Here is an 18,717-nt window from a genome sequence, read left to right on the forward strand (position 1 = left end):
GCGTGGGGTGGTTCATCGCATGCTCACCTCCGTGCCGGCGAAGGCCGGGGCGAACAGCAGCGTGGAGACGTCGGACATCTCCTCGACCGGGGTGCCGAGCAGCGGGCTGAGGATCGAGTTGAACATGGCCTTCTGCGAGGGGGTGCCGGAGGGACCGACGCTGATCTTCGAGCGCGAGACGCCGCCCACCGTGACGGGCTCGTCGGCCGCCGCCGACGCCGGCGACGCGACCGGCCGGCCGAAGCCGGGCGCGGTGCGCTGACCGCCCTTGCCGATCCCGTTGACGCCGTCGTCGATGTTGGGGAACCGCGGGTAGGGGATCGGCGGGTTGGGCAGCCCGGCGCAGTTCGGGGAGTTCGCCGCCCCGAAGACCTGCCGGTCGCCACCGTCGTACGGCTGCAGGTTGTTGGTGATGACGTTGAGGTCGATGTGGAAGATGAAGTCGCGGAACGTCGAGGCCAGCCGCGGCGCCTGCTTGACGATGCCGCGGAGCAGGCACGGGTAGGTCGAGGAGTACTGCGCCAGCAGCGCCAGCGTCGGCTCGCTCAGCTTGGCCAGCCGGATGATGTTGTTGCCGTTGTCGTTCAGGAACCCGGTCGTGGTGTCGGAGAACGACGTCAGGTCGCGCAGGAAGGCGTTGAGCGTCTGCTCCTTCTCGACCAGCGTGTTGCCGGTGAGGGTGACGTTGCGCAGCACCCTCGCGAGGTCGGGGAAGACGTCGGCGTAGGTGTCGGTGACGGTCACGAGCAGCTCGAGGTCGTCGATCAGTGCGGGCAGCTCGGGGTTGAAGCGCCTGAGGTAGCCGTCGAGGGTCTCGATGCTCTCGCCGATCTTCTCGCCGCGTCCCTCCAGGGCCGTGGCGAGCGCGTTCAGCGTGTAGTTGAGCTCGGCGGGCTGGATGCTGCGCAGCAGCGGGTAGAGGTCGTTGAGCACCCGCTCGACCTCGACCGGCATCTCGGTCTGCTTGATCGTCTGGCCCGCCGCGAGCGGCTTCGGGCTCGGGTCGCTCGGGACGACGAGGTCGACGAACTTCTCGCCGAACAGCGTCTTCGGCACGATCTGCGCGGTGACGTTGTCGGGGATCTGGTCGATCTCGTCCGGCCTGATGCCGAGGTCGATGATCGCGCCCTCCGAGCCGCCGGCGCGCATGTCCTGCACCTGCCCGACGATGACGCCACGGATCTTGACGTCGGCGCGCTCGGGCAGCTGCAGGCCGGCGGTGCCGGCCTCGAGGGTGACGTCGTCGAACTTCGAGAAGGTCTGGTTGAAGATCGCTGCCACCAGCCAGACGGCCAGGGCCAGTGACCCCACGAAGAGGGCACCGAGGAGTCGGTGGCGCTTCAGCAGTGCGTTCATCAGCTATCCCGCCAGCCTGACCGTGGTCGCGGAGCCCCAGATGGCCATCGACAGCAGCAGGTCGATGACGTTGACGGCGACGATCGAGGTGCGCACCGCGCGGCCCACGGCCACGCCGACGCCGGCGGGACCTCCCGAGGCGGTGTAGCCGTGGTAGCAGTGGATGAGGATGACCACGACGCTGAAGACCAGCACCTTGCCGAACGACCACAGCACGTCACCGGGTGGCAGGAACAGGTCGAAGTAGTGGTCGTAGGTGCCGGCACTCTGGCCGTAGAAGGTCGTCACCGTCACCCGCGTCGCGACGTACGACGACATCAGGCCGACGACGTAGAGCGGGACGATCGCGACGAGACCGGCCACGATGCGCGTGGTCACCAGGAACGGCATCGACGGGATCGCCATGACCTCGAGGGCGTCGACCTCCTCGGAGATGCGCATGGCGCCGAGCTGGGCGGTGAAGCCGCAGCCCACCGTCGCCGCCAGTGCGATGCCGGCGACCAGCGGGGCGATCTCGCGGGTGTTGAAGTAGGCCGAGACGAAGCCCGCGAACGGTGCGGTGCCGATCTGGTCGAGCGCGGCGTAGCCGGACAGGCCGACCTGGGCGCCGGTGAAGAACGTCATCGCCAGGATGACGCCGACGGTTCCGCCGATGACGGCGAGCGCCCCGGTGCCGAGGGTGACCTCGGCGAGCAGCCGCAGGATCTCCTTGGGGTAGCGCGTGACCGAGCGCGGCGTCGCGATCAGCGCGCGGATGTAGAAGGCGAGCTGCTCGCCCATCGTGTCCAGCGACTTCATCGGCCGCTGGTAGACCTGCTTGACGTCGGCCATCGACCTCACCCTGTCTTCGGTGGGACGACTTGGAGGTAGATGGCACTCACCACGAAGTTGACGATGAACAGCAGGACGAAGGTGATGACGACCGACTGGTTGACCGCGTCGCCCACGCCCTTGGGACCGCCGCCGGCGTTCATGCCCATGTAGGAGGCCACGATCGCGGCGAGCAGGCCGAAGATGAGGGCCTTGATCATGCCGACCCACAGGTCGGGGAGCTGGGCCAGCGCGGTGAAGCTCGCGAGGTAGGCACCCGGCGTGCCGCCCTGGAGCCCGACGTTGAAGACGTAGCCGCCGGCCACCCCGACGACGCTGACCATGCCGTTGAGGAAGACCGCGACGAGCATCGTCGCGAGCACCCGGGGCACCACCAGGCGCTGGATCGGGTCGATGCCGAGCACCATCATCGCGTCGAGCTCCTCGCGGATCTTGCGCGCGCCGAGGTCGGCCGCGATGGCCGAGCCGCCCGCGCCGGCGATGAGGAGCGCCGTGCCGATGGGCGCCGCCTGCTGGACCACGGCGAGCACCGAGGCGGAGCCGGTGAAGGACTGGGCGCCGAACTGCTTGATCAGACCGCCGACCTGGAGCGCGATGACCGCTCCGAACGGGATCGCGACGAGGGCGGTCGGCACGATGGTGACCGAGGCGATGAACCACGCCTGCTGGATGAACTCCCGCAGCTGGAAGGGACGCCGGAACAGCTGTCGCCCCACGTCGAGGAAGAAGGCGAACAGCTTGCCTGCGGTGCCGACGGGCTGCACCAGGCGGCTGGCGGTGAGGGTGGCCACGAGATCAGGACCCCGTCGTCATGGTCATGTTCTCCTCGAAGGAGCCCGGGGGCGGCGTGACGCCGTTCTCCTCGCACCAGGCACCCGGTGCCCGCTGGCTGCGGCGGGGCTGACCGTTCGAGGGCTCGAGCTGCAGCGGGATCGGTGGCAGCGGGGGCAGCTCCATGTCCTTCTCCGCCTCGAGCTCGTCGGCGTCCTTCTCCTCGGACATGCCGATGGGGCCGACGACCTGGGCGTTGAGGAACTGGCGCACGACCGGCTCCTCCGACGACAGCAGCATCTCGCGCGGACCGAACATCGCCAGGTGCTTGTGGTAGAGCAGGCCGATGTTGTCGGGCACCGTGCGGGCGGTGTTGATGTCGTGGGTGACGATGAGGAAGGTCGCGTCGATCTGCGCGTTGAGGTCGACGATGAGCTGGTTGAGGAACGACGTGCGGACCGGGTCGAGGCCGGAGTCGGGCTCGTCGAAGAGCACGATCTCGGGATCGAGGACCAGCGCGCGGGCGAGACCGGCGCGCTTGCGCATGCCGCCGGAGATCTCACCGGGCAGCTTGTCCTCGGTGCCCAGCAGACCCGTGAGGTCGAGCTTCTCCATGACGATGTCGCGGATCTCGGACTCGGACTTCTTGGTGTGCTCGCGCAACGGGAAGGCGATGTTGTCGTAGAGGTTCATCGACCCGAACATGGCGCCGTCCTGGAACAGCACGCCGAACAGCTTGCGGATCTCGTAGAGCTCGCGCTCGGGGCACGAGGCGATGTCGACGCCCTCGATGATGACCTCGCCCCGGTCGGGCTTGAGCAGCCCGATGATGGTCTTGAGCAGCACCGACTTGCCGGTGCCGGACGGGCCGAGCATGACGCAGATCTCGCCGGCGGGAACCGTCAGCGTCACGTCGCCCCAGATGAGCTGCTTGCCGAAGCTCTTGGTGAGATTCCTGATGTCGATCTCGACGCCCATGCTCCGTGCCTCCCTCGGTCACTCGTCTCGACCCGTTGTCACGCGCGCTGCTCGCGCACGGTGGTGCCACCCGGTCTCCCCCCCGGCTGCGCTTACCAACGAGTAGGCCGGGACCAAGTTACGGCAGCATGAACGGCCACGTCAGACGATCTCGGACACGTCTCACGAAGCCGGACAGATCACCGCTGCACAGTTGTACACCGTGCCTGGCCAGTGGCGCGAGCCTGTCTCGTGACGAGCGTCACGCGTCTGGACGCAGCACCGCCCCGGACCGACGGATCGGTCCGGGGCGGTGCTGGTGGTGATGCTGGGGCCGACCTGCGCCGACCCCCGGATCACTTGAGCTCGACGGAGGCGCCGGCGCCCTCGAGGGACTCCTTCGCCTTCTCGGCGGTCTCCTTGTTGACCTTCACGAGGACGGCCTTGGGGGCGGACTCGACCAGGTCCTTAGCCTCCTTGAGACCGAGACTGGTGAGCGCGCGCACCTCCTTGATGACGTTGATCTTCTTGTCGCCGGCAGCGGTGAGGACGACGTCGAACTCGTCCTGCTCCGCGGCCTCCTCGGCGGCGCCGCCGCCGCCCGCGGGGGCGGCCGCAGCCACGGCGACCGGGGCGGCCGCGGTGACGCCGAAGGTGTCCTCGAACTGCTTCACGAACTCGCTGAGCTCCAGGAGGGTCATCTCCTTGAAGGCGTCGAGGAGCTCGTCGGTGCTGAGCTTCGCCATGGTGGCGTTCCTTTCAGTTGCTACGCCGCACGCGTGGCGGCGTACGGGATGTCAGGCCTGGGTGCTCTCGGTGTCGGCCTCGGGCTCCTCCGACGCGGGCGCGTCGTCGGCTGCGTCGGTCTCGGCCGCGGGGGCCTCGTCCGACGCGCTGGTCTCGATCTGGTCCGTCTCGGCCTGAGCGGCCGGCGTGCCGGCCCCACCCGCGAGGATCGAGGGGTCCTCGATCGCCTTCGACTCGAGGGCGCCCGCCATGCGGGCGACCTGCTGCAGCGGGGCGTTGAGGAGGTAGACGGCGTTGCTCAGCGAGGCGAGCATCGCGCCGGCCAGCTTGCCCAGGAGCACCTCGCGGGACTCCAGGTCGGCCAGCTTGGCGATCTCGGCCGCGTCCATCGCGGCGCCGTCGATGTAGCCGCCCTTGATGATCAGGGCGGGGTTGGCCTTGGCAAAGTCACGCAGACCCTTGGCCGCCTCGACCACGTCGCCCGAGATGAAGGCGATGGCGGTCGGGCCGTTGAGGAGGTCGTCGAAGCCTTCGACGCCCGCCTGCTCGGCGGCGATCTTGGTCAGCGTGTTCTTGACCACGGCGTAGTTGGCGTTCTCCCCGAGGGCGCGCCGCAGGTCCTGCAGCTGCTTCACGGTGAGACCGCGGTACTCGGTGAGCACGGCGCCGGCGGAGTCGTTGAACTGGTCGACGATCTCCGTGACGGCGGCTACCTTGTCCGGCCGCGCCATGGGTCTCCTTCCACGTCGGTGCACGAAGGTGTGCGCGGGGTCCGAGCGGGTGCTCGGGCCCCGAGCCTCGACCGACGGCACGACCCGGAAAAGCAGAACGCCCCGTGCAGGTGCACAGGGCGTGGGACGTCGTGGACGTCCGGCTCGGTGTCACCTGCGCAGGTCGCCCACGTCAGCGGGCCTTCGGATCGTGCGGGGCACGACCGACCGGCGGTCTTCGGCTACAGCGAGCAAGGCTACGGGCTGGTCCGCCCACGGCCAAATTCACGCCGCAGCGGGTGAGGCACGAACCCGCGTTCGCGGCGGGAGGTCGAGGAGGTCGAGGTCAGACCCGACGGAGGAGGGGCTGACCACGACCGTCTCGAGACCCGGTGAGGCGCGAGGGATGGTCTCGACAGGCTCGACCGACGGAATGGTCTCGACAGGCTCGACCAGCGAGAGGGCTCGACCGGCGAGGGGGCTCGACCGGCGATGGGGCTCGACCGACAGGAGGTCAGCCCGGGAGGCCGGGGGCCTGGTCGGTGACCTGGCCGGCGGGCGGGGCCTCGATGTCGACGGGCTGGCCGTAGTCGGTGTAGGTGACCGTGGTGGTCGACGAGGTGCCCTGGACCTCGACGGTGGAGGCGACCCGTCGTACGAGGTCGTCGGCGTCGACCCAGACGTCGTAGTCGAGCTCCTCGGGCAGCAGCTGCGTGATGCGTGGGTCGGCGCCGATCGACTCGGCGATCGCCTCGCGCGGGAGCGTGACGCGGTAGCCGGTGGTGGCGACCCCCGCGATCTCCTCCTCGCCGGTGGGCGTCACCTTCGTCGCTTCCCCGAGCACCTCGATCGACGCGGCGGGGTCGGCGCTGCCGCCGAGCTGCCCGATGAGAGCACCGAGCCCGGAGTCGGCCTCGGGGTCGACCTCCAGCCACTTCCCGTCGGGGGTGAGCTGCGGGATCTTGAGGTAGAACAGGCCGTCGGTGGCGATGACGCTCACGGTGCCCTGCGGGGTGTCGAGGTCGACGGTGGACGACAGCTCGTCACCGCTGAGGTCGGCCTCGCCGGTGCCGCTGGACTCCTGCCCCTGCGTCGACTGCTCGAGCTCGAAGGCGACGGAGCCTGCGTCGGAGAAGGCCGCGGCGACCCGCTCGCCGAGGTCGTCGACGGTGAGCTCCTCGGCGGGGGCCTCCTCCGGCCCCGACGGCTCGGAGGACTCCGACGAGGAGCCGGACGCGTCGGAGCCCGACGCGTCGTCGCCCCCTCCCCCGCCGCAGCCGGCGACGAGGGTCAGGCTCGCCACGACGGCGAGGGCGGGCAGCAACGGGCGGCGACGTGGACGCATGGGGACATCCTGGCAGGAAACGAACGCACGGCGCCGGGAAAGCCGAACGGCGGCCGTTCCCCGGAGGGACGACCGCCGTCGGTGTGGGGCTCGGAGGCTCAGGCCTCGTCGTCGGCCGCGACGTTGCGGGTGCGGTTGGGGTCGACCTGGACACCGGGGCCCATGGTGGTCGAGACCGTCACCTTCTTGATGTAGCGGCCCTTGGAGCTGGCCGGCTTGAGCCGCAGCACCTCCTCGAGGGCGGCGGCGTAGTTCTCGGCGAGCTGGACCTCGGAGAACGACGCCTTGCCGATGATGAAGTGCAGGTTGGCGTGGCGGTCGACGCGGAACTCGATCTTGCCGCCCTTGATGTCGGTCACGGCCTTGCCCGGGTCGGGCGTGACGGTGCCGGTCTTGGGGTTCGGCATGAGGCCGCGGGGGCCGAGCACGCGGCCGAGGCGGCCGACCTTGCCCATCATGTCGGGGGTCGCGACCACGGCGTCGAAGTCGAGGTAGCCGCCGCTGACCTTCTCGATCAGCTCGTCGCCACCGACCTCGTCGGCGCCGGCCTCGCGGGCGGCCTCGGCCTTGTCGCCGTTGGCGAAGACTAGGACGCGGGCGGTCTTGCCGGTGCCGTGGGGCAGGTTGACGGTGCCGCGGACCATCTGGTCGGCCTTGCGGGGGTCGACGCCCAGACGCATCGCCACGTCGACGGTCTCGTCGAACTTGGCGCTCGTACCGCCCTTGGCGATCTTGATCGCCGCGAGGGGGGCGTGGAGCTCGTCCTGGTCGAAGGTGTCGGCCACCTTGCGGTAACTCTTGCTGCGCTGCATGTGTCTGTCCTTCAGGTTCTCTGGGAAGGGATGTGGTCTGTCGAGCCAGCGCGGCTCTGCCACGGGAACGGGTGCGACCGGGGACCGGCCGCGGGGGTCAGTCGGTGGTGATGCCCATCGACCGGGCGGTGCCCTCGACGATCTTCATGGCCTGCTCGATGTCGTTGGCGTTGAGGTCGGGCAGCTTGGTGGTGGCGATCTCGCGCACCTGGTCCCTCGTCAGCTTGCCGACCTTGTCGCGCTGCGGCACGCCGGAACCCTTGGCCACGCCGGCGGCCTTCTTGATCAGCTCGGCGGCCGGCGGGGTCTTGGTGACGAAGGTGAAGCTGCGGTCCTCGTAGATGGTGATCTCGACGGGAATCACGTTGCCGCGCATGGCCTCGGTCTCGGCGTTGTAGGCCTTGCAGAAGTCCATGATGTTGACGCCGTGCGGACCGAGGGCGGTACCGACCGGCGGGGCCGGCGTCGCGGCACCGGCCTGCAGCTGCACCTTGACCAGTGCGGCGATCTTCTTCTTGGGAGGCATCTCTCTATCTCTCTCTCGTGGTCATGACGGGGATCGCTCCCCTGCCACATGGGTGTTTCCTCGGGGCCCCGGGCGGTGCCGGGTCGAGTCGTGAGGGCTCAGACGCGCTGGATCTGCGTGAAGCTGAGCTCGACGGGGGTCTCGCGGCCGAAGATCTCGACCAGGGCCTTGACGCGCTGCGCCTCGGCGTTGATCTCGGTGATGGTCGCGTGGAGGGTCGCGAACGGGCCGTCGACCACCATGACGGAGTCGGACACGTCGAAGTCGGCGACCTCGGTCTGCGGCCGGCTCGTGGCCGGGGCGGCGCCACCGGAGGTGGAGCCGGTCTCGGAGGGCGCGGCGGCCTGCGCCTGGGCGGCGATGGCGGGGGCGAGCATGTTCTCGACCTCCTGCAGCGACAGCGGCACCGGCTGGTGGCTGTGGCCGACGAAGCCGGTCACCGACGGGGTGTGGCGCACGGCGGCCCACGACTCGTCGGTGAGGTCCATGCGGACGAGGACGTAGCCGGGCAGGACGGTGCGCTTGACCATCTTGCGCTGGCCGTTCTTGATCTCCGCGACCTCCTCGGTCGGGACGATCACCTCGTGGATGTAGGGCTCCATGTTGAGCGAGGTGATGCGGTTCTCGAGGTTGGCCTTCACCCGGTTCTCCATGCCGGAGTAGGTGTGGACCACGAACCAGTCGCCCTCCTTGGTGCGCAGCGACTCGCGGAACTCCTCGAGCGGGTCGACCGGGCCGGCGTCGACGGCGACCGCCGACTCCTCAAGGGTCTCGCCGGCGGGCTCCTCGTCCGAGGCGTCGTCGACGCCGTCGCCCAGCTCGCCGAGCTCCTCGACGGCGGTCAGCTCCTCGGTGGTCGGCGGGGCCTCGATGGTCTCGCCGGGCTCGGGGTCGGTGATCGCGGACTCGGGGTCGCTGAACGCCTCGGGCCGGTCGAGCTCGGTCTCGGCGCCCTCGGTGGGCTGCTCGTCGGACTGCTGCGTCACGGGATCAGGTGCTTCCTTCGGATCGGGGTGTACGGCGCTGCGGCCGTGGGTGCCAGGTGCGGGACGTGCGTCAGACGTCGAACAGCGCGAAGACCGCGCGTCCGAAGGCGACGTCGAGCAGGGACACGTAGGCGATCATCACCAGCACGAAGACCAGGACGACCAGGAAGTAGGTCACGAGCTGCTGCTGCGTGGGCCACACGACCTTGCGGAGCTCGGCGACCACCTGGCGCAGGAACGTGATCGGGCTCGTGCGCTCCCGAGACCCCTTGTCGGGGCTGACGGCCTTCTCCGTCACGTGTGCTCGCCTCCGGTCGTCTCGTCGTCTGGGTGGTGCTCGCGGTGTGGTTCGCAGGGCACGAGGGACTTGAACCCCCAACCTTCGGTTTTGGAGACCGATGCTCTGCCAGTTGAGCTAGTGCCCTTCAGGTCTTGCGCGGGCATGGCGGAACCATGCCTCGCGAGACCACCCGGGAAGTGTACGGGGGCGCCAGGTGCAAGTCGAACCAGCCGCCTCGTGCGTCCCAGCCTGGTCGCCCGGTGGGGCGACGGGCCCGGCGTTTGCGACGATGGGGCCGTGACCACGCAGGACACCCACGACAGCGCCCCCTCCGCCACCCCGCTCGCCGAGCTGCCCGCCGACCGGCTCGCCGCCTTCCGCGACGAGATGCAGGCGGCGTACGACGCCCTCACGCAGCGCGGCCTGTCGCTCGACCTCACCCGTGGCAAGCCGGCGACCGCCCAGCTCGACCTCGCCGACCGGCTGCTGTCGCTGCCCGACGGCGCGCGCGACTCGGCCGGCACCGACACCCGCAACTACGGCGGCCTGCAGGGCCTCGCCGACCTGCGTGCGATCTTCGGCGAGCTGCTGGGCGTCGCACCGTCCCGCCTGGTCGCCCAGGGCAACTCCAGCCTGACGCTGATGCGCGAGGTCCTCGTCGACCTGTGGCTGCACGGCGGCCCCACCAGCGAGCGTCCGTGGGGCCAGGAGGAGCGGGTGCGCTTCGTGTGCCCCGTGCCCGGCTACGACCGTCACTTCACGCTGCTCGACTGGTTCGGCATCGAGGCCGTCACCGTGCCGATGCTCGACGACGGCCCCGACCTCGACGCCGTCGAGGCCCTGGTCGCCGACGACCCGACCGTCAAGGGCATGTGGCTGGTGCCGACGTACTCCAACCCGACCGGCGTGACCACGAGCCAGGCCGTCGCCGACCGCCTCGCGGCGCTGCCGACCGCGGCGCCCGACTTCACGGTGCTGTGGGACAACGCCTACGCGCTGCACCACCTGACCCACGAGGAGACCCCGAGCGCCGACTTCCTCGGCGCGTGCGAGCGGGCGGGCAACCCGGAGCGCGGCGTGCTGTTCGCCTCGACCTCCAAGATCAGCTACGCCGGCGCCGGCGTCGGCTTCCTGGCGGGCTCCGAGAAGACCGTCGCCTGGTACCTGCACCACCTCGGCCAGGGCGCCATCGGCCCCGACAAGCTCAACCACCTGCGCCACGTGCAGCTGTTCGGCGACGCCGACGGCGTGCGCGCCCACATGGTCGAGCAGCGCCGGGTCATCGCGCCGAAGTTCGCCGAGGTGGAGCGGGTGCTGCGCGAGCGTCTCGACGGCCTCGGCGTCGCCGAGTGGACCACGCCGAGGGGCGGCTACTTCGTCAGCCTCGACGGACCCGACGGCACGGCGACGCGGGTCATCGACCTCGCCAAGCGGGCCGGGGTGGCGCTGACGCAGGCCGGCTGCGCGTTCCCGCACGCCGACGACCCGCGCGACCGCAACATCCGGATCGCGCCGACCTTCCCCCCGCTGGAGGACGTCACCGCGGCCGTCGACGCCGTCGCCACGTGCCTGCTGCTCGCGGCCGCCGAGCGCCTGCTCGACCAGGCCGCCTGAGCCCGGACGCGACGGCCCCCCGCACCGTGGCGCCCGTGCCGAGACGGTCGATCGAGACGCTGCCAAAGGCGCACCTGCACCTGCACTTCACCGGGTCGATGCGGCACGCCACGCTGCTCGAGCTCGCCGAGCGTGACGGGCACCGCCTGCCCGACGCCCTCGTCGAGGACTGGCCACCGCGGCTCTCGGCGGCCGACGAGAAGGGCTGGTTCCGGTTCCAGCGGCTCTACGACCTCGCGCGCGCGGTCCTCCGCACGCCCGACGACGTACGCCGCCTGGTGCGCGAGGCCGCCGAGGACGACGCCCGCGACGGCGGCCGCTGGCTGGAGATCCAGGTCGACCCGAGCGGCTACGCGGCGCTGTTCGGCGGGATCAGCGCCTTCCTGGAGCTCGTGCTCGACGCGGTGCGCGACGCCTCCCGCGAGGTCGGGATCGGCATGGCCGTCGTCGTCGCCGCCAACCGCACCCGCCACCCGCTCGACGCCCGCACCCTCGCGCGCCTCGCCACCCAGTACGCCGACCAGGGCGTCGTCGGCTTCGGGCTGTCCAACGACGAGCGCCGAGGCGTGACCGAGGACTTCGCGCGAGCCTTCGCCATCGCCGGCCGGGCCGGCCTGCGGCTCGTGCCCCACGGCGGGGAGCTGCTGGGCCCCGAGTCGGTGCGCGCCTGCGTCGAGTCGCTGGGCGCCCAGCGGCTCGGTCACGGCGTGCGCAGCGTCGAGGACCCCCGGGTGCTCGAGCTCGTCGTCGAGCGCGGCGTCGCCCTCGAGGTCTGCCCCGTCTCCAACGTCGCCCTCGGGGTCCACACCGACCTGCACTCCGTGCCGCTGCCGCAGCTGCTCGAGGCCGGGGCCACCGTCGCCCTCGGAGCCGACGACCCCCTGCTCTTCGGATCGCGCCTGGCCGCGCAGTACGCCACGATGCGCGCCGCCCACGACCTCGACGACGCGGCCCTGGCCGGGCTGGCGCGGTCGTCGGTGCTGGCCAGCGCGGCGCCGGAGTCCGACCAGCGCACCTGGCTCGCCGAGATCGACGCGTGGCTCGCCCAGGACCCGGGGACAATGCCGTCATGAGCGACGACCGCGACCGCCGTGACGACGGCTGGCCCGACCGTGGGGACGAGGAGACCCGCCCGCTGGGGTGGGACCAGCCCGAGACCCCGCGCGGCTGGGACGCCGCCGGCTCCCGCCCGCAGTCGTGGGACGCGCCGGGTGACTCCCGGCCCGCCGCCCCGCAGCCGGCCGAGCCGCCGCCGTACCCCACCCAGGCCGTGCCGCAGCCGCCGCCGGCCTACCCTCCGGCGCCATACGCCGCGCAGGGCTGGGGCCCGCAGCCTTACGCGCAGCAGCCGCCACCGTGGGCGCCCCCGCCGCACCCCGGGGCGTGGGTGCCGTACGGCGCACCGGTCGTCGACCACCCCCGCGCCACGCTGGCGTTGGTGCTCGGCCTGCTCGGCATCGTGCTGGGGCTGAGCACCGGCGTGGGTCTGCTGCTCTCCCCCGTCGCCTGGGTGGTCGGCCGCAGCGCGGTGCGCGAGATCGCCGCCTCGGGCGGCCACTACGGCGGCCGCAGCCAGGCCCGCGCCGGGCAGGTGCTCGGCATCGTCGGCACCATCCTGCTCGCGCTGCTCGTCGCCCTGCTGGTGGTGCTCGTCGTCCTCTTCTTCGCCACCTTCGAGGCCGGCACCTCCGGCTACGGCAACGTCTGAGCGCTGACGGAGCGAGGCACGAGCCCCGGCGAGGTGCGCGCCGACCTCGGGTGCGGGTCGCCCTTCGTGACGCCCGCTCGTCCCTCGCGGGCTCCTCAGGGACCGGGGTCAGCTCCCTGAGGTGCGAGCGCGGCGAGCCACGAAGGGGCGGGGTGACCCTCGGGCGCAGGTCCGCCCCTTCGTGACGCCCGCTCGTCCCTCGCGGGCTCCTCAGGGACCGGGGTCAGCTCGCTGAGGTGCGAGCACAGCGAGCCACGAAGGGGCGGGGTGACCCTCGGGCGCAGGTCCGCCCCTTCGTGACGCCCGCTCGTCCCTCGCGGGCTCCTCAGGGACCGGGGTCAGCTCCCTGAGGTGCGAGCACAGCGAGCCGCGAAGGGGCGGGGTGACCCTCGGGCGCAGGTCCGCCCCTTCGTGACGCCCGCTCGTCCCTCGCGGGCTCCTCAGGGACCGGGGTCAGGCCGCGTCCCGCTCCCTGAGGTGCGAGCGGAGCGAGCCACGAAGGGCGGGGCTAGGGAGCAGCCGACCAGGACGGGCTCGGGCTCGAGGGTGATGCCGAAGCGGGCGTGGACGCCGTCGCGGACCTCGCGGGCGAGATCGAGCAGCTGGGCAGTCGTGGCGCCACCGCGGTTGGTGAGCGCGAGGGTGTGGCGACCGGAGACGCGGACGGGGTCCTCGCCGTGGCCCTTGGCGAAGCCCGCGTGCTCGATGAGCCAGGCCGCGCTCGTCTTGGCGACGCCCTCCCCGGCGGGCCAGGCGGGCGCGTCGTCGGGGACGGCCGACACCGGCACGATCGGGTTGGTGAAGAACGAGCCGGTGCTCCACGTGTCGTGGTCGTCGGCGTCGAGCACCATGCCCTTGGCCCGGCGCAGCCCCAGCACGGCCTCGCGCACCTGCGCGGACGGTGCGCGACCGCCGACCTCGACGCCGAGGGTGCGGGCGAGCTCGGCGTACCGGACGGGCGTGCCGAGGTCGCCGACGCCGAGCTGGAAGGTCACGGCCAGCACCACGAAGCGGCCGGGCTCGGCCTTGAACCGCGAGGTGCGGTAGCCGAAGCCGCAGTCGGCGGCGGCGAAGGTGCGCACGGTGCGGCGCTCGCGGTCCCAGGTGCGCACCCGCGCGAGGGTCTGGCTGACCTCCTGGCCGTAGGCGCCGACGTTCTGGATCGGGGTGGCACCGGTCGTGCCGGGGATGCCGGCGAGGGCCTCGATGCCGATCCAGCCCCGCTCGACGGCGGTGGCGACGAGGTCGTCCCACGGCTCGCCCGCGGCGACCTCGACGTACGCCCCGCCGCACAGGTCGGACTCGACGTGCAGGCCGCGCGTGCGCACCACGACCACGCGGCCGGCGAACCCGGCGTCGCCGACGACGAGGTTGCTGCCGCCGCCCACCACCAGCACCGGGGTGCCGGCCTCGTCGGCGTCGCTCACGGCGTCGAGGAGCTGCTCCTCGGTCTCGGCGACGACCAGCTCGTCGGCCGGACCGCCGAGCCGCAGCGTGGTCAGGTCGGCCAGGGTCGGGGTGACGCTCATCGTGGTCCTCAGGATGCCGCGGGGGGTCGGGAAGCACGAGAGCGGTCCCAGCGCAGGCGCCGGAACCGCTCGTGGTCGAGCAGCAGCGTGTCAGCGGGTCTCGCGGTGCGCTGTGTGGGTGCGGCAGCGCGGGCAGAACTTCTTCATCTCCATGCGGTCCGGGTTGTTGCGCCGGTTCTTCTTGGTGATGTAGTTGCGCTCCTTGCAGTCCACGCACGCCAAGGTGATCTTGGGGCGGACGTCTGAGCTCTTGCTGGCCACGTGCGTGCCTTCTTCCCTGCTTGGTACGACGGTCTCGACAAATGCAGTAGCGGGGGCGGGGCTCGATCCCGCGACCTCACGATTATGAGTCGTGCGCTCTAACCAGCTGAGCTACCCCGCCTCGGGCTGACGTCGCGACGTGCGACCTGCCCAGAGCCCCTTTACGGAATCGAACCGTAGACCTTCTCCTTACCATGGAGACGCTCTGCCGACTGAGCTAAAGGGGCGCGACCCGAAGGCCGTCGAGAAGAATACACACGGCAGTCCTCCACCCTGAAATCCGGGGTCGGCCCCCCGTCGTTCCGCCATGATCGGGACATGGTCGACGCCCCGAGGAGCACCGACGACAGCGACCTCAGGCTCGCCTGGGGGCTCTCCGGCGCCCGCGCCGCGGTGTCCGACGGCGTCCGCTCGGCGGTCGTCGTCGACGTGCTCAGCTTCAGCACCACCCTCTCGGTGGCCATCGACCTGGGGGTCACCGTGCTCCCCCACGGGTACGACGGCTCGGCCGCCTATGCGCTGCGCCAGGGCGCCACGCTGGCCCGCTCCCGGCGCCAGGCCCAGCCGGGCGAGACCTCGTTGTCGCCGGTCTCCGTGCGCGACCACGCGGGCGGGTCCGGCCTCCGGCGGCTCGTGCTGCCCTCCCCCAACGGCTCCACCATCTGCCGGGCGCTCGCCGAGGACGCCGAGGTCGCGGCCGGGTGCCTGCGCAACGCCGCGGCCGTCGGCCGCTGGCTCAGCGAGCAGCACGGCACGGCCGTCGTGGTCGCGGCCGGCGAGCAGTGGCCCGACGGGTCGCTGCGCCCGGCCCTCGAGGACCTGCTCGGCGCCGACGCCGTCCTCGCCGCCACCGTGACCTCGGGTCCCTGGCGACGGCCCGACGCCGACGCCCTGGCGGCCGTGGCGGCGTACCACGAGGCGGTGCCGCAGCTGCGCTCGCGGCTGCACCGGACGCCGAGCGCGCGCGAGCTCGCCGACGGCGGCTACGGCGCCGACGTCGAGGTGGCGCTGGAGCTCGACGCGAGCACCGTCGTGCCGGTGCTGCGCGGCGAGGGGTTCGTGGCCCGCTGAGGCCCGCCGCGGCGTCGGCTCAGGCGTCGATCCGGGCGAAGGGGCGCGCCTGCTCGAGCTCGAGGGCGACCTCGAGCACCCGACGGTCGTGGCCCATCGGCCCGGCGAGCTGCACCCCGACGGGTCGGCCGGCGCCGTCGACGCCGAGCGGCAGCGAGACCGCCGGGTCGCCGGTGACGTTCTGCAGCGGGGTGAAGGCGACCCAGTCCTGCAGCCGCTCGACCACCGTCTCGTAGGGCTGGGTCGGGTCGAGCCACCCGACCCGGGGGGTCGGCAGCGCGACCGTCGGGCACAGCACGAGGTCGTGGTCGGCGAAGAACGCCGCGCTCAGGCGCGGTGCCCGCCGCAACCGCCGGACGGCCGACGGCAGCCGCCACAGCCGGGTGCGGGCGCGGTCGGCGAGACCGCGGGTGAGCTCGTCGTGCCGCGAGGGGTCGAAGTCGGGTCCGAAGCGGCGCCGGCCCGTGGTGGTGATGGCGAGAGCGAGGAAGGCCCAGTAGTCGAGGAAGTCGTCGACGAAGGACTCCGGAGCCGGGGCCGCGACGGGCTCGACGCGGTGGCCCAGCTCCTCGAGCAGCCGGGCGGTGTCGTGGACGACTGCCAGCACGGCCGGGGCGACGGTGCGCCCGCCGAGCGACTCGGTCGCGAGCGCCACCCGCTGGCGCTTGCGCCCGGGGCGGGTCACGTCCCCGACCGGCGGCAGGGTGAGGTCGCGGTAGGCGCGCTCGGACTCCCGGACGTACGCCGCGGTGTCGCGCACGCTGCGCGTGACCACCCCGTCGTGCACGATCCGGACCGGCATCTCGCGGTTGGCGCGGTCGCTGGGCAGCCGGCCGCGGCTGGCCTTGAGGCCGACCAGGCCGTTGACGGCCGCCGGGATCCGGATCGAGCCGCCGCCGTCGTTGGCGTGGGCGAGCGGCACCGCACCCGCAGCGACGAGCGCGGCGGCACCGGACGAGGAGGCACCGGCCGTGCGCGTCAGGTCCCACGGGCTGCGCACCGCGGGCTCGCCCGCCTGCTCGGCGCTCGCGCTGAAGCCGTACTCGGAGAGCCGGGTCTTGCCGAGCACCGTCAGGCCCAGCGTCGCGAAGGCCCGCCCCACGTCGCCGTTCGCGCGCGCCGGGCGGGCGGCGTACGCCCGGGAGCCCTGCTGGGTGGGCAGCCCGGCGACGTCGGAGTTGTCCTTGACGAAGCTGGGCAGCCCGGCGAAGAAGCCGGGGTGGTCGCTGCGCGCCTCGGCGACCGCGTCGGCGTACCGCTCGCACGCGACCGCGTGCAGGTCGGGGTCGACGCGCTGCACGCGCGCCACGGCGGCCTCGACCAGCTCGCGGCGCGAGACCGTGCCGGCGCGGAGCCGGGCCACCAGCCCGACGGCGTCGTCGTGGCCGAGGGCGTCGTCGCCGAAGGCGTGCACGCGGGTCGGGTGGTGCGGCATGTGCCGCACCGTAGCGGGGCCACGTCGGCACCGGTCCACGTGAGGTCGATCACCCATCGGTGGTCGACAGCAACCGTTACCGTCGTGACGTGACGCAGCCAGAGCACCGGTCGGACAGCTCGACCGGGGCGGCCGCCACCTGGGAGTACACGCACGCGCAGGTCCTGACGATCCTCTCGGGCCTGCTGCTCGGCATGTTCCTGGCCGCGCTCGACCAGTCGATCGTCGGCACCTCGATCCGCACCATCGCCGACGACCTCGACGGGTTGTCGGCGCAGGCGTGGGTGACGACGGCGTACCTCATCACCTCGACGATCACGACGCCCATCTACGGCAAGCTCGGCGACCTCTACGGCCGCAAGTGGCTGTTCATGGTCGCCATCACCATCTTCGTCATCGGCTCGGCGGCCTGCTCCTTCGCGACCTCGATGTACAGCCTGGCCGCGCTGCGCGCGCTGCAGGGCCTCGGCGCCGGCGGCCTGTTCACGCTGGTGCTCGCGATCATCGGCGACATCGTCAGCCCGCGGGAGCGCGCCAAGTACACGGGCTACTTCATGGCCGTCTTCGCCACCTCCAGCGTGCTCGGCCCGGTGGCGGGCGGCGTCTTCGCGGGCGCCGACAGCATCCTCGGCATCGCCGGGTGGCGCTGGGTGTTCCTGGTCAACGTGCCGATCGGCATCGCCGCGCTGCTCGTGGTGATGCGCAACCTGCACCTGCACCACGTGCGCCGCGAGGCCCGCATCGACTGGTGGGGCGCGGCGCTCCTTGCCGTCGCCGTGGTCCCGCTGCTGCTCGTGGCCGAGCAGGGCCGCGAGTGGGGCTGGGGCTCGCCGCAGTCGCTGTCGTCGTACGCCCTGGGCGCGCTCGGCGCCGTCGGGTTCGTGCTGACCGAGCGACGCATGGGTGACGACGCCCTGATCCCGCTGCGCATCTTCCGGCTGCGGGCCGCCGTCGTCGTCATCGCGGGCGGCTTCGTGATCGGGGCAGCGATGTTCGGGGCCATCACCGTGCTGCCGCAGTACATGCAGATCGTGCACGGCGCCTCCCCCACCGAGGCGGGTCTGCTCATGGTGCCGATGGTCGGCGGCATGATGTTCGCCGGCATCATCACCGGCCAGGTCACCTCGCGCACCGGACGGATCCGGGTGTTCCCGATCCTGGGATCCGGCCTGGGCGCGGTCGCGATGTTCGCGCTGAGCTTCGTGGGCGCCGACACCAGCCTGGTGCTGATGTCGGTCGGGATGGTCTTCCTCGGCCTCGGGCTCGGCCAGTGCATGCAACCGCTGACGATCATCGCCCAGAACGCCGTGCCCCCGTCCGAGATCGGGGTCGCCACCAGCTCGGCGACCTTCTTCCGCCAGCTCGGCGGCACCCTCGGCGTCGCGGTCTTCCTCTCGCTGCTGTTCGGCACGCTCGGCGAGAACATCCAGCAGGCGTTCCGCACCGACGCCGGCACCATCCAGGCCGCCGTGCGGTCGGGTGCTCTGCCCGCCAACGCCACCGACGCCCAGGTGCTCGAGGCGATGCGCAACGGCGGCGGCGGCATCTTCGCCTCGGTGCAGGACGACTCGTCGGTCATCGGCCGGATGAGCGACACCCTCGCCCACCCCTTCCAGGTCGGCTTCTCCGACTCGATGAGCGCCGTGCTGCTCGGCGGGTCGGCCGTGCTCCTGCTGGCCTTCTTCGTGCTCTGCCTGCTGCCGCCCGTCACGCTGCGCACCTCGTCGGCCTCCGCCGCCGCGCGGGAGGAGCAGGCTGCGCTGGGCGACTGAGCCCGG

General features: G+C 71.9%; 18 protein-coding genes, 3 tRNA genes and 1 pseudogene. 5 read left to right on the forward strand and 17 right to left on the reverse strand.

The features are described from left to right. Window positions 1-12: 12 nt before the first annotated feature. The 12 genes from ACYU8I_RS01985 to ACYU8I_RS02040 all read right to left on the reverse strand — a co-directional run bounded on the left by ACYU8I_RS01985 (window position 13) and on the right by ACYU8I_RS02040 (window position 9,466). Entirely contained in the window at window positions 13-1,356 is a 1,344-nt protein-coding gene (locus ACYU8I_RS01985; RefSeq protein WP_460836850.1) for an MCE family protein, read from the reverse strand. A gap of 3 nt (window positions 1,357-1,359) precedes the next feature. After that, window positions 1,360-2,187, reverse strand: coding sequence for an MlaE family ABC transporter permease (locus ACYU8I_RS01990; protein ID WP_460836851.1), 828 nt, complete (start codon window positions 2,185-2,187; stop codon window positions 1,360-1,362). A gap of 5 nt (window positions 2,188-2,192) precedes the next feature. Continuing rightward, complete coding sequence (locus ACYU8I_RS01995) at window positions 2,193-2,978, reverse strand: MlaE family ABC transporter permease (protein WP_460836854.1); 786 nt, start codon at window positions 2,976-2,978, stop codon at window positions 2,193-2,195. Between the two features lie 4 nt (window positions 2,979-2,982). Then, on the reverse strand, window positions 2,983-3,936 hold the full coding sequence (locus ACYU8I_RS02000; RefSeq protein ID WP_460836856.1) for an ABC transporter ATP-binding protein: 954 nt from the start codon (window positions 3,934-3,936) through the stop codon (window positions 2,983-2,985). A 335-nt stretch (window positions 3,937-4,271) separates the two neighbouring features. Continuing rightward, window positions 4,272-4,661, reverse strand: a complete 390-nt coding sequence (gene rplL / locus ACYU8I_RS02005; RefSeq protein ID WP_460836860.1) for a 50S ribosomal protein L7/L12 — start codon at window positions 4,659-4,661, stop codon at window positions 4,272-4,274. 51 nt (window positions 4,662-4,712) lie between these two features. After that, window positions 4,713-5,393: a 50S ribosomal protein L10 gene (gene rplJ / locus ACYU8I_RS02010; RefSeq protein WP_460836862.1), complete on the reverse strand. Its 681-nt coding sequence runs from the start codon at window positions 5,391-5,393 to the stop codon at window positions 4,713-4,715. Window positions 5,394-5,886: 493 nt separating this feature from the next. Beyond that, complete coding sequence (locus ACYU8I_RS02015; protein ID WP_460836863.1) at window positions 5,887-6,717, reverse strand: LppX_LprAFG lipoprotein; 831 nt, start codon at window positions 6,715-6,717, stop codon at window positions 5,887-5,889. A 98-nt stretch (window positions 6,718-6,815) separates the two neighbouring features. After that, window positions 6,816-7,529: a 50S ribosomal protein L1 gene (rplA, locus tag ACYU8I_RS02020; RefSeq protein WP_460836865.1), complete on the reverse strand. Its 714-nt coding sequence runs from the start codon at window positions 7,527-7,529 to the stop codon at window positions 6,816-6,818. 97 nt (window positions 7,530-7,626) lie between these two features. Continuing rightward, window positions 7,627-8,055, reverse strand: coding sequence for a 50S ribosomal protein L11 (gene rplK / locus ACYU8I_RS02025; protein ID WP_460836868.1), 429 nt, complete (start codon window positions 8,053-8,055; stop codon window positions 7,627-7,629). 98 nt (window positions 8,056-8,153) lie between these two features. Then, window positions 8,154-9,041 carry a transcription termination/antitermination protein NusG gene (gene nusG / locus ACYU8I_RS02030; RefSeq protein WP_460836869.1) on the reverse strand — a complete coding sequence of 296 codons (888 nt, stop codon included), beginning with the start codon at window positions 9,039-9,041 and terminating at the stop codon, window positions 8,154-8,156. A 70-nt stretch (window positions 9,042-9,111) separates the two neighbouring features. Then, window positions 9,112-9,339 (reverse strand): preprotein translocase subunit SecE, encoded by a 228-nt coding sequence (gene secE, locus ACYU8I_RS02035; RefSeq protein ID WP_460836870.1) that lies wholly within the window; start codon window positions 9,337-9,339, stop codon window positions 9,112-9,114. Window positions 9,340-9,393: 54 nt separating this feature from the next. Then, window positions 9,394-9,466: transfer RNA gene (locus tag ACYU8I_RS02040), tRNA-Trp, on the reverse strand. A 152-nt stretch (window positions 9,467-9,618) separates the two neighbouring features. On the opposite strand from ACYU8I_RS02040, the gene ACYU8I_RS02045 reads away from it, so the two are divergent. Genes ACYU8I_RS02045 through ACYU8I_RS02055 form a run of 3 tightly spaced genes read left to right on the forward strand, consistent with a single transcriptional unit; the run spans window position 9,619 to window position 12,643 of the window. Further along, a complete protein-coding gene (locus ACYU8I_RS02045) occupies window positions 9,619-10,935 on the forward strand; it encodes a PLP-dependent aminotransferase family protein (protein ID WP_460836872.1) in 1,317 nt (438 codons plus the stop codon). Between the two features lie 35 nt (window positions 10,936-10,970). Then, window positions 10,971-12,008, forward strand: a complete 1,038-nt coding sequence (locus ACYU8I_RS02050) for an adenosine deaminase (protein ID WP_460836874.1) — start codon at window positions 10,971-10,973, stop codon at window positions 12,006-12,008. After that, on the forward strand, window positions 12,005-12,643 hold the full coding sequence (locus ACYU8I_RS02055) for a hypothetical protein (RefSeq protein WP_460836878.1): 639 nt from the start codon (window positions 12,005-12,007) through the stop codon (window positions 12,641-12,643). The genes ACYU8I_RS02050 and ACYU8I_RS02055 overlap by 4 nt, the downstream gene beginning before the upstream one ends. Before the next feature lie 509 nt (window positions 12,644-13,152). On the opposite strand, the pseudogene ACYU8I_RS02060 reads toward ACYU8I_RS02055, so the two are convergent. From ACYU8I_RS02060 to ACYU8I_RS02075, 4 genes and pseudogenes are all read right to left on the reverse strand, one after another. Further along, a pseudogene (locus ACYU8I_RS02060) lies at window positions 13,153-14,172 on the reverse strand (UDP-N-acetylmuramate dehydrogenase); the annotation flags it as partial. Window positions 14,173-14,262: 90 nt separating this feature from the next. Beyond that, window positions 14,263-14,433, reverse strand: coding sequence for a 50S ribosomal protein L33 (rpmG, locus tag ACYU8I_RS02065; RefSeq protein ID WP_084596576.1), 171 nt, complete (start codon window positions 14,431-14,433; stop codon window positions 14,263-14,265). A 47-nt stretch (window positions 14,434-14,480) separates the two neighbouring features. Continuing rightward, window positions 14,481-14,554: transfer RNA gene (locus tag ACYU8I_RS02070), tRNA-Met, on the reverse strand. A gap of 33 nt (window positions 14,555-14,587) precedes the next feature. Beyond that, window positions 14,588-14,660: transfer RNA gene (locus ACYU8I_RS02075), tRNA-Thr, on the reverse strand. A 91-nt stretch (window positions 14,661-14,751) separates the two neighbouring features. Between ACYU8I_RS02075 and ACYU8I_RS02080 the strand changes: the two genes are divergently transcribed. Continuing rightward, on the forward strand, window positions 14,752-15,504 hold the full coding sequence (locus ACYU8I_RS02080) for a 2-phosphosulfolactate phosphatase (protein ID WP_460836883.1): 753 nt from the start codon (window positions 14,752-14,754) through the stop codon (window positions 15,502-15,504). Window positions 15,505-15,523: 19 nt separating this feature from the next. On the opposite strand, the gene ACYU8I_RS02085 is transcribed toward ACYU8I_RS02080, so the two are convergent. Further along, window positions 15,524-16,939 (reverse strand): amidase, encoded by a 1,416-nt coding sequence (locus ACYU8I_RS02085; protein ID WP_460836887.1) that lies wholly within the window; start codon window positions 16,937-16,939, stop codon window positions 15,524-15,526. Window positions 16,940-17,028: 89 nt separating this feature from the next. On the opposite strand from ACYU8I_RS02085, the gene ACYU8I_RS02090 reads away from it, so the two are divergent. Then, a complete protein-coding gene (locus ACYU8I_RS02090; RefSeq protein WP_460836891.1) occupies window positions 17,029-18,711 on the forward strand; it encodes an MDR family MFS transporter in 1,683 nt (560 codons plus the stop codon). The last annotated feature ends 6 nt before the right edge of the window (window positions 18,712-18,717 follow it).

This window comes from Nocardioides marmoraquaticus, from assembly GCF_054777915.1.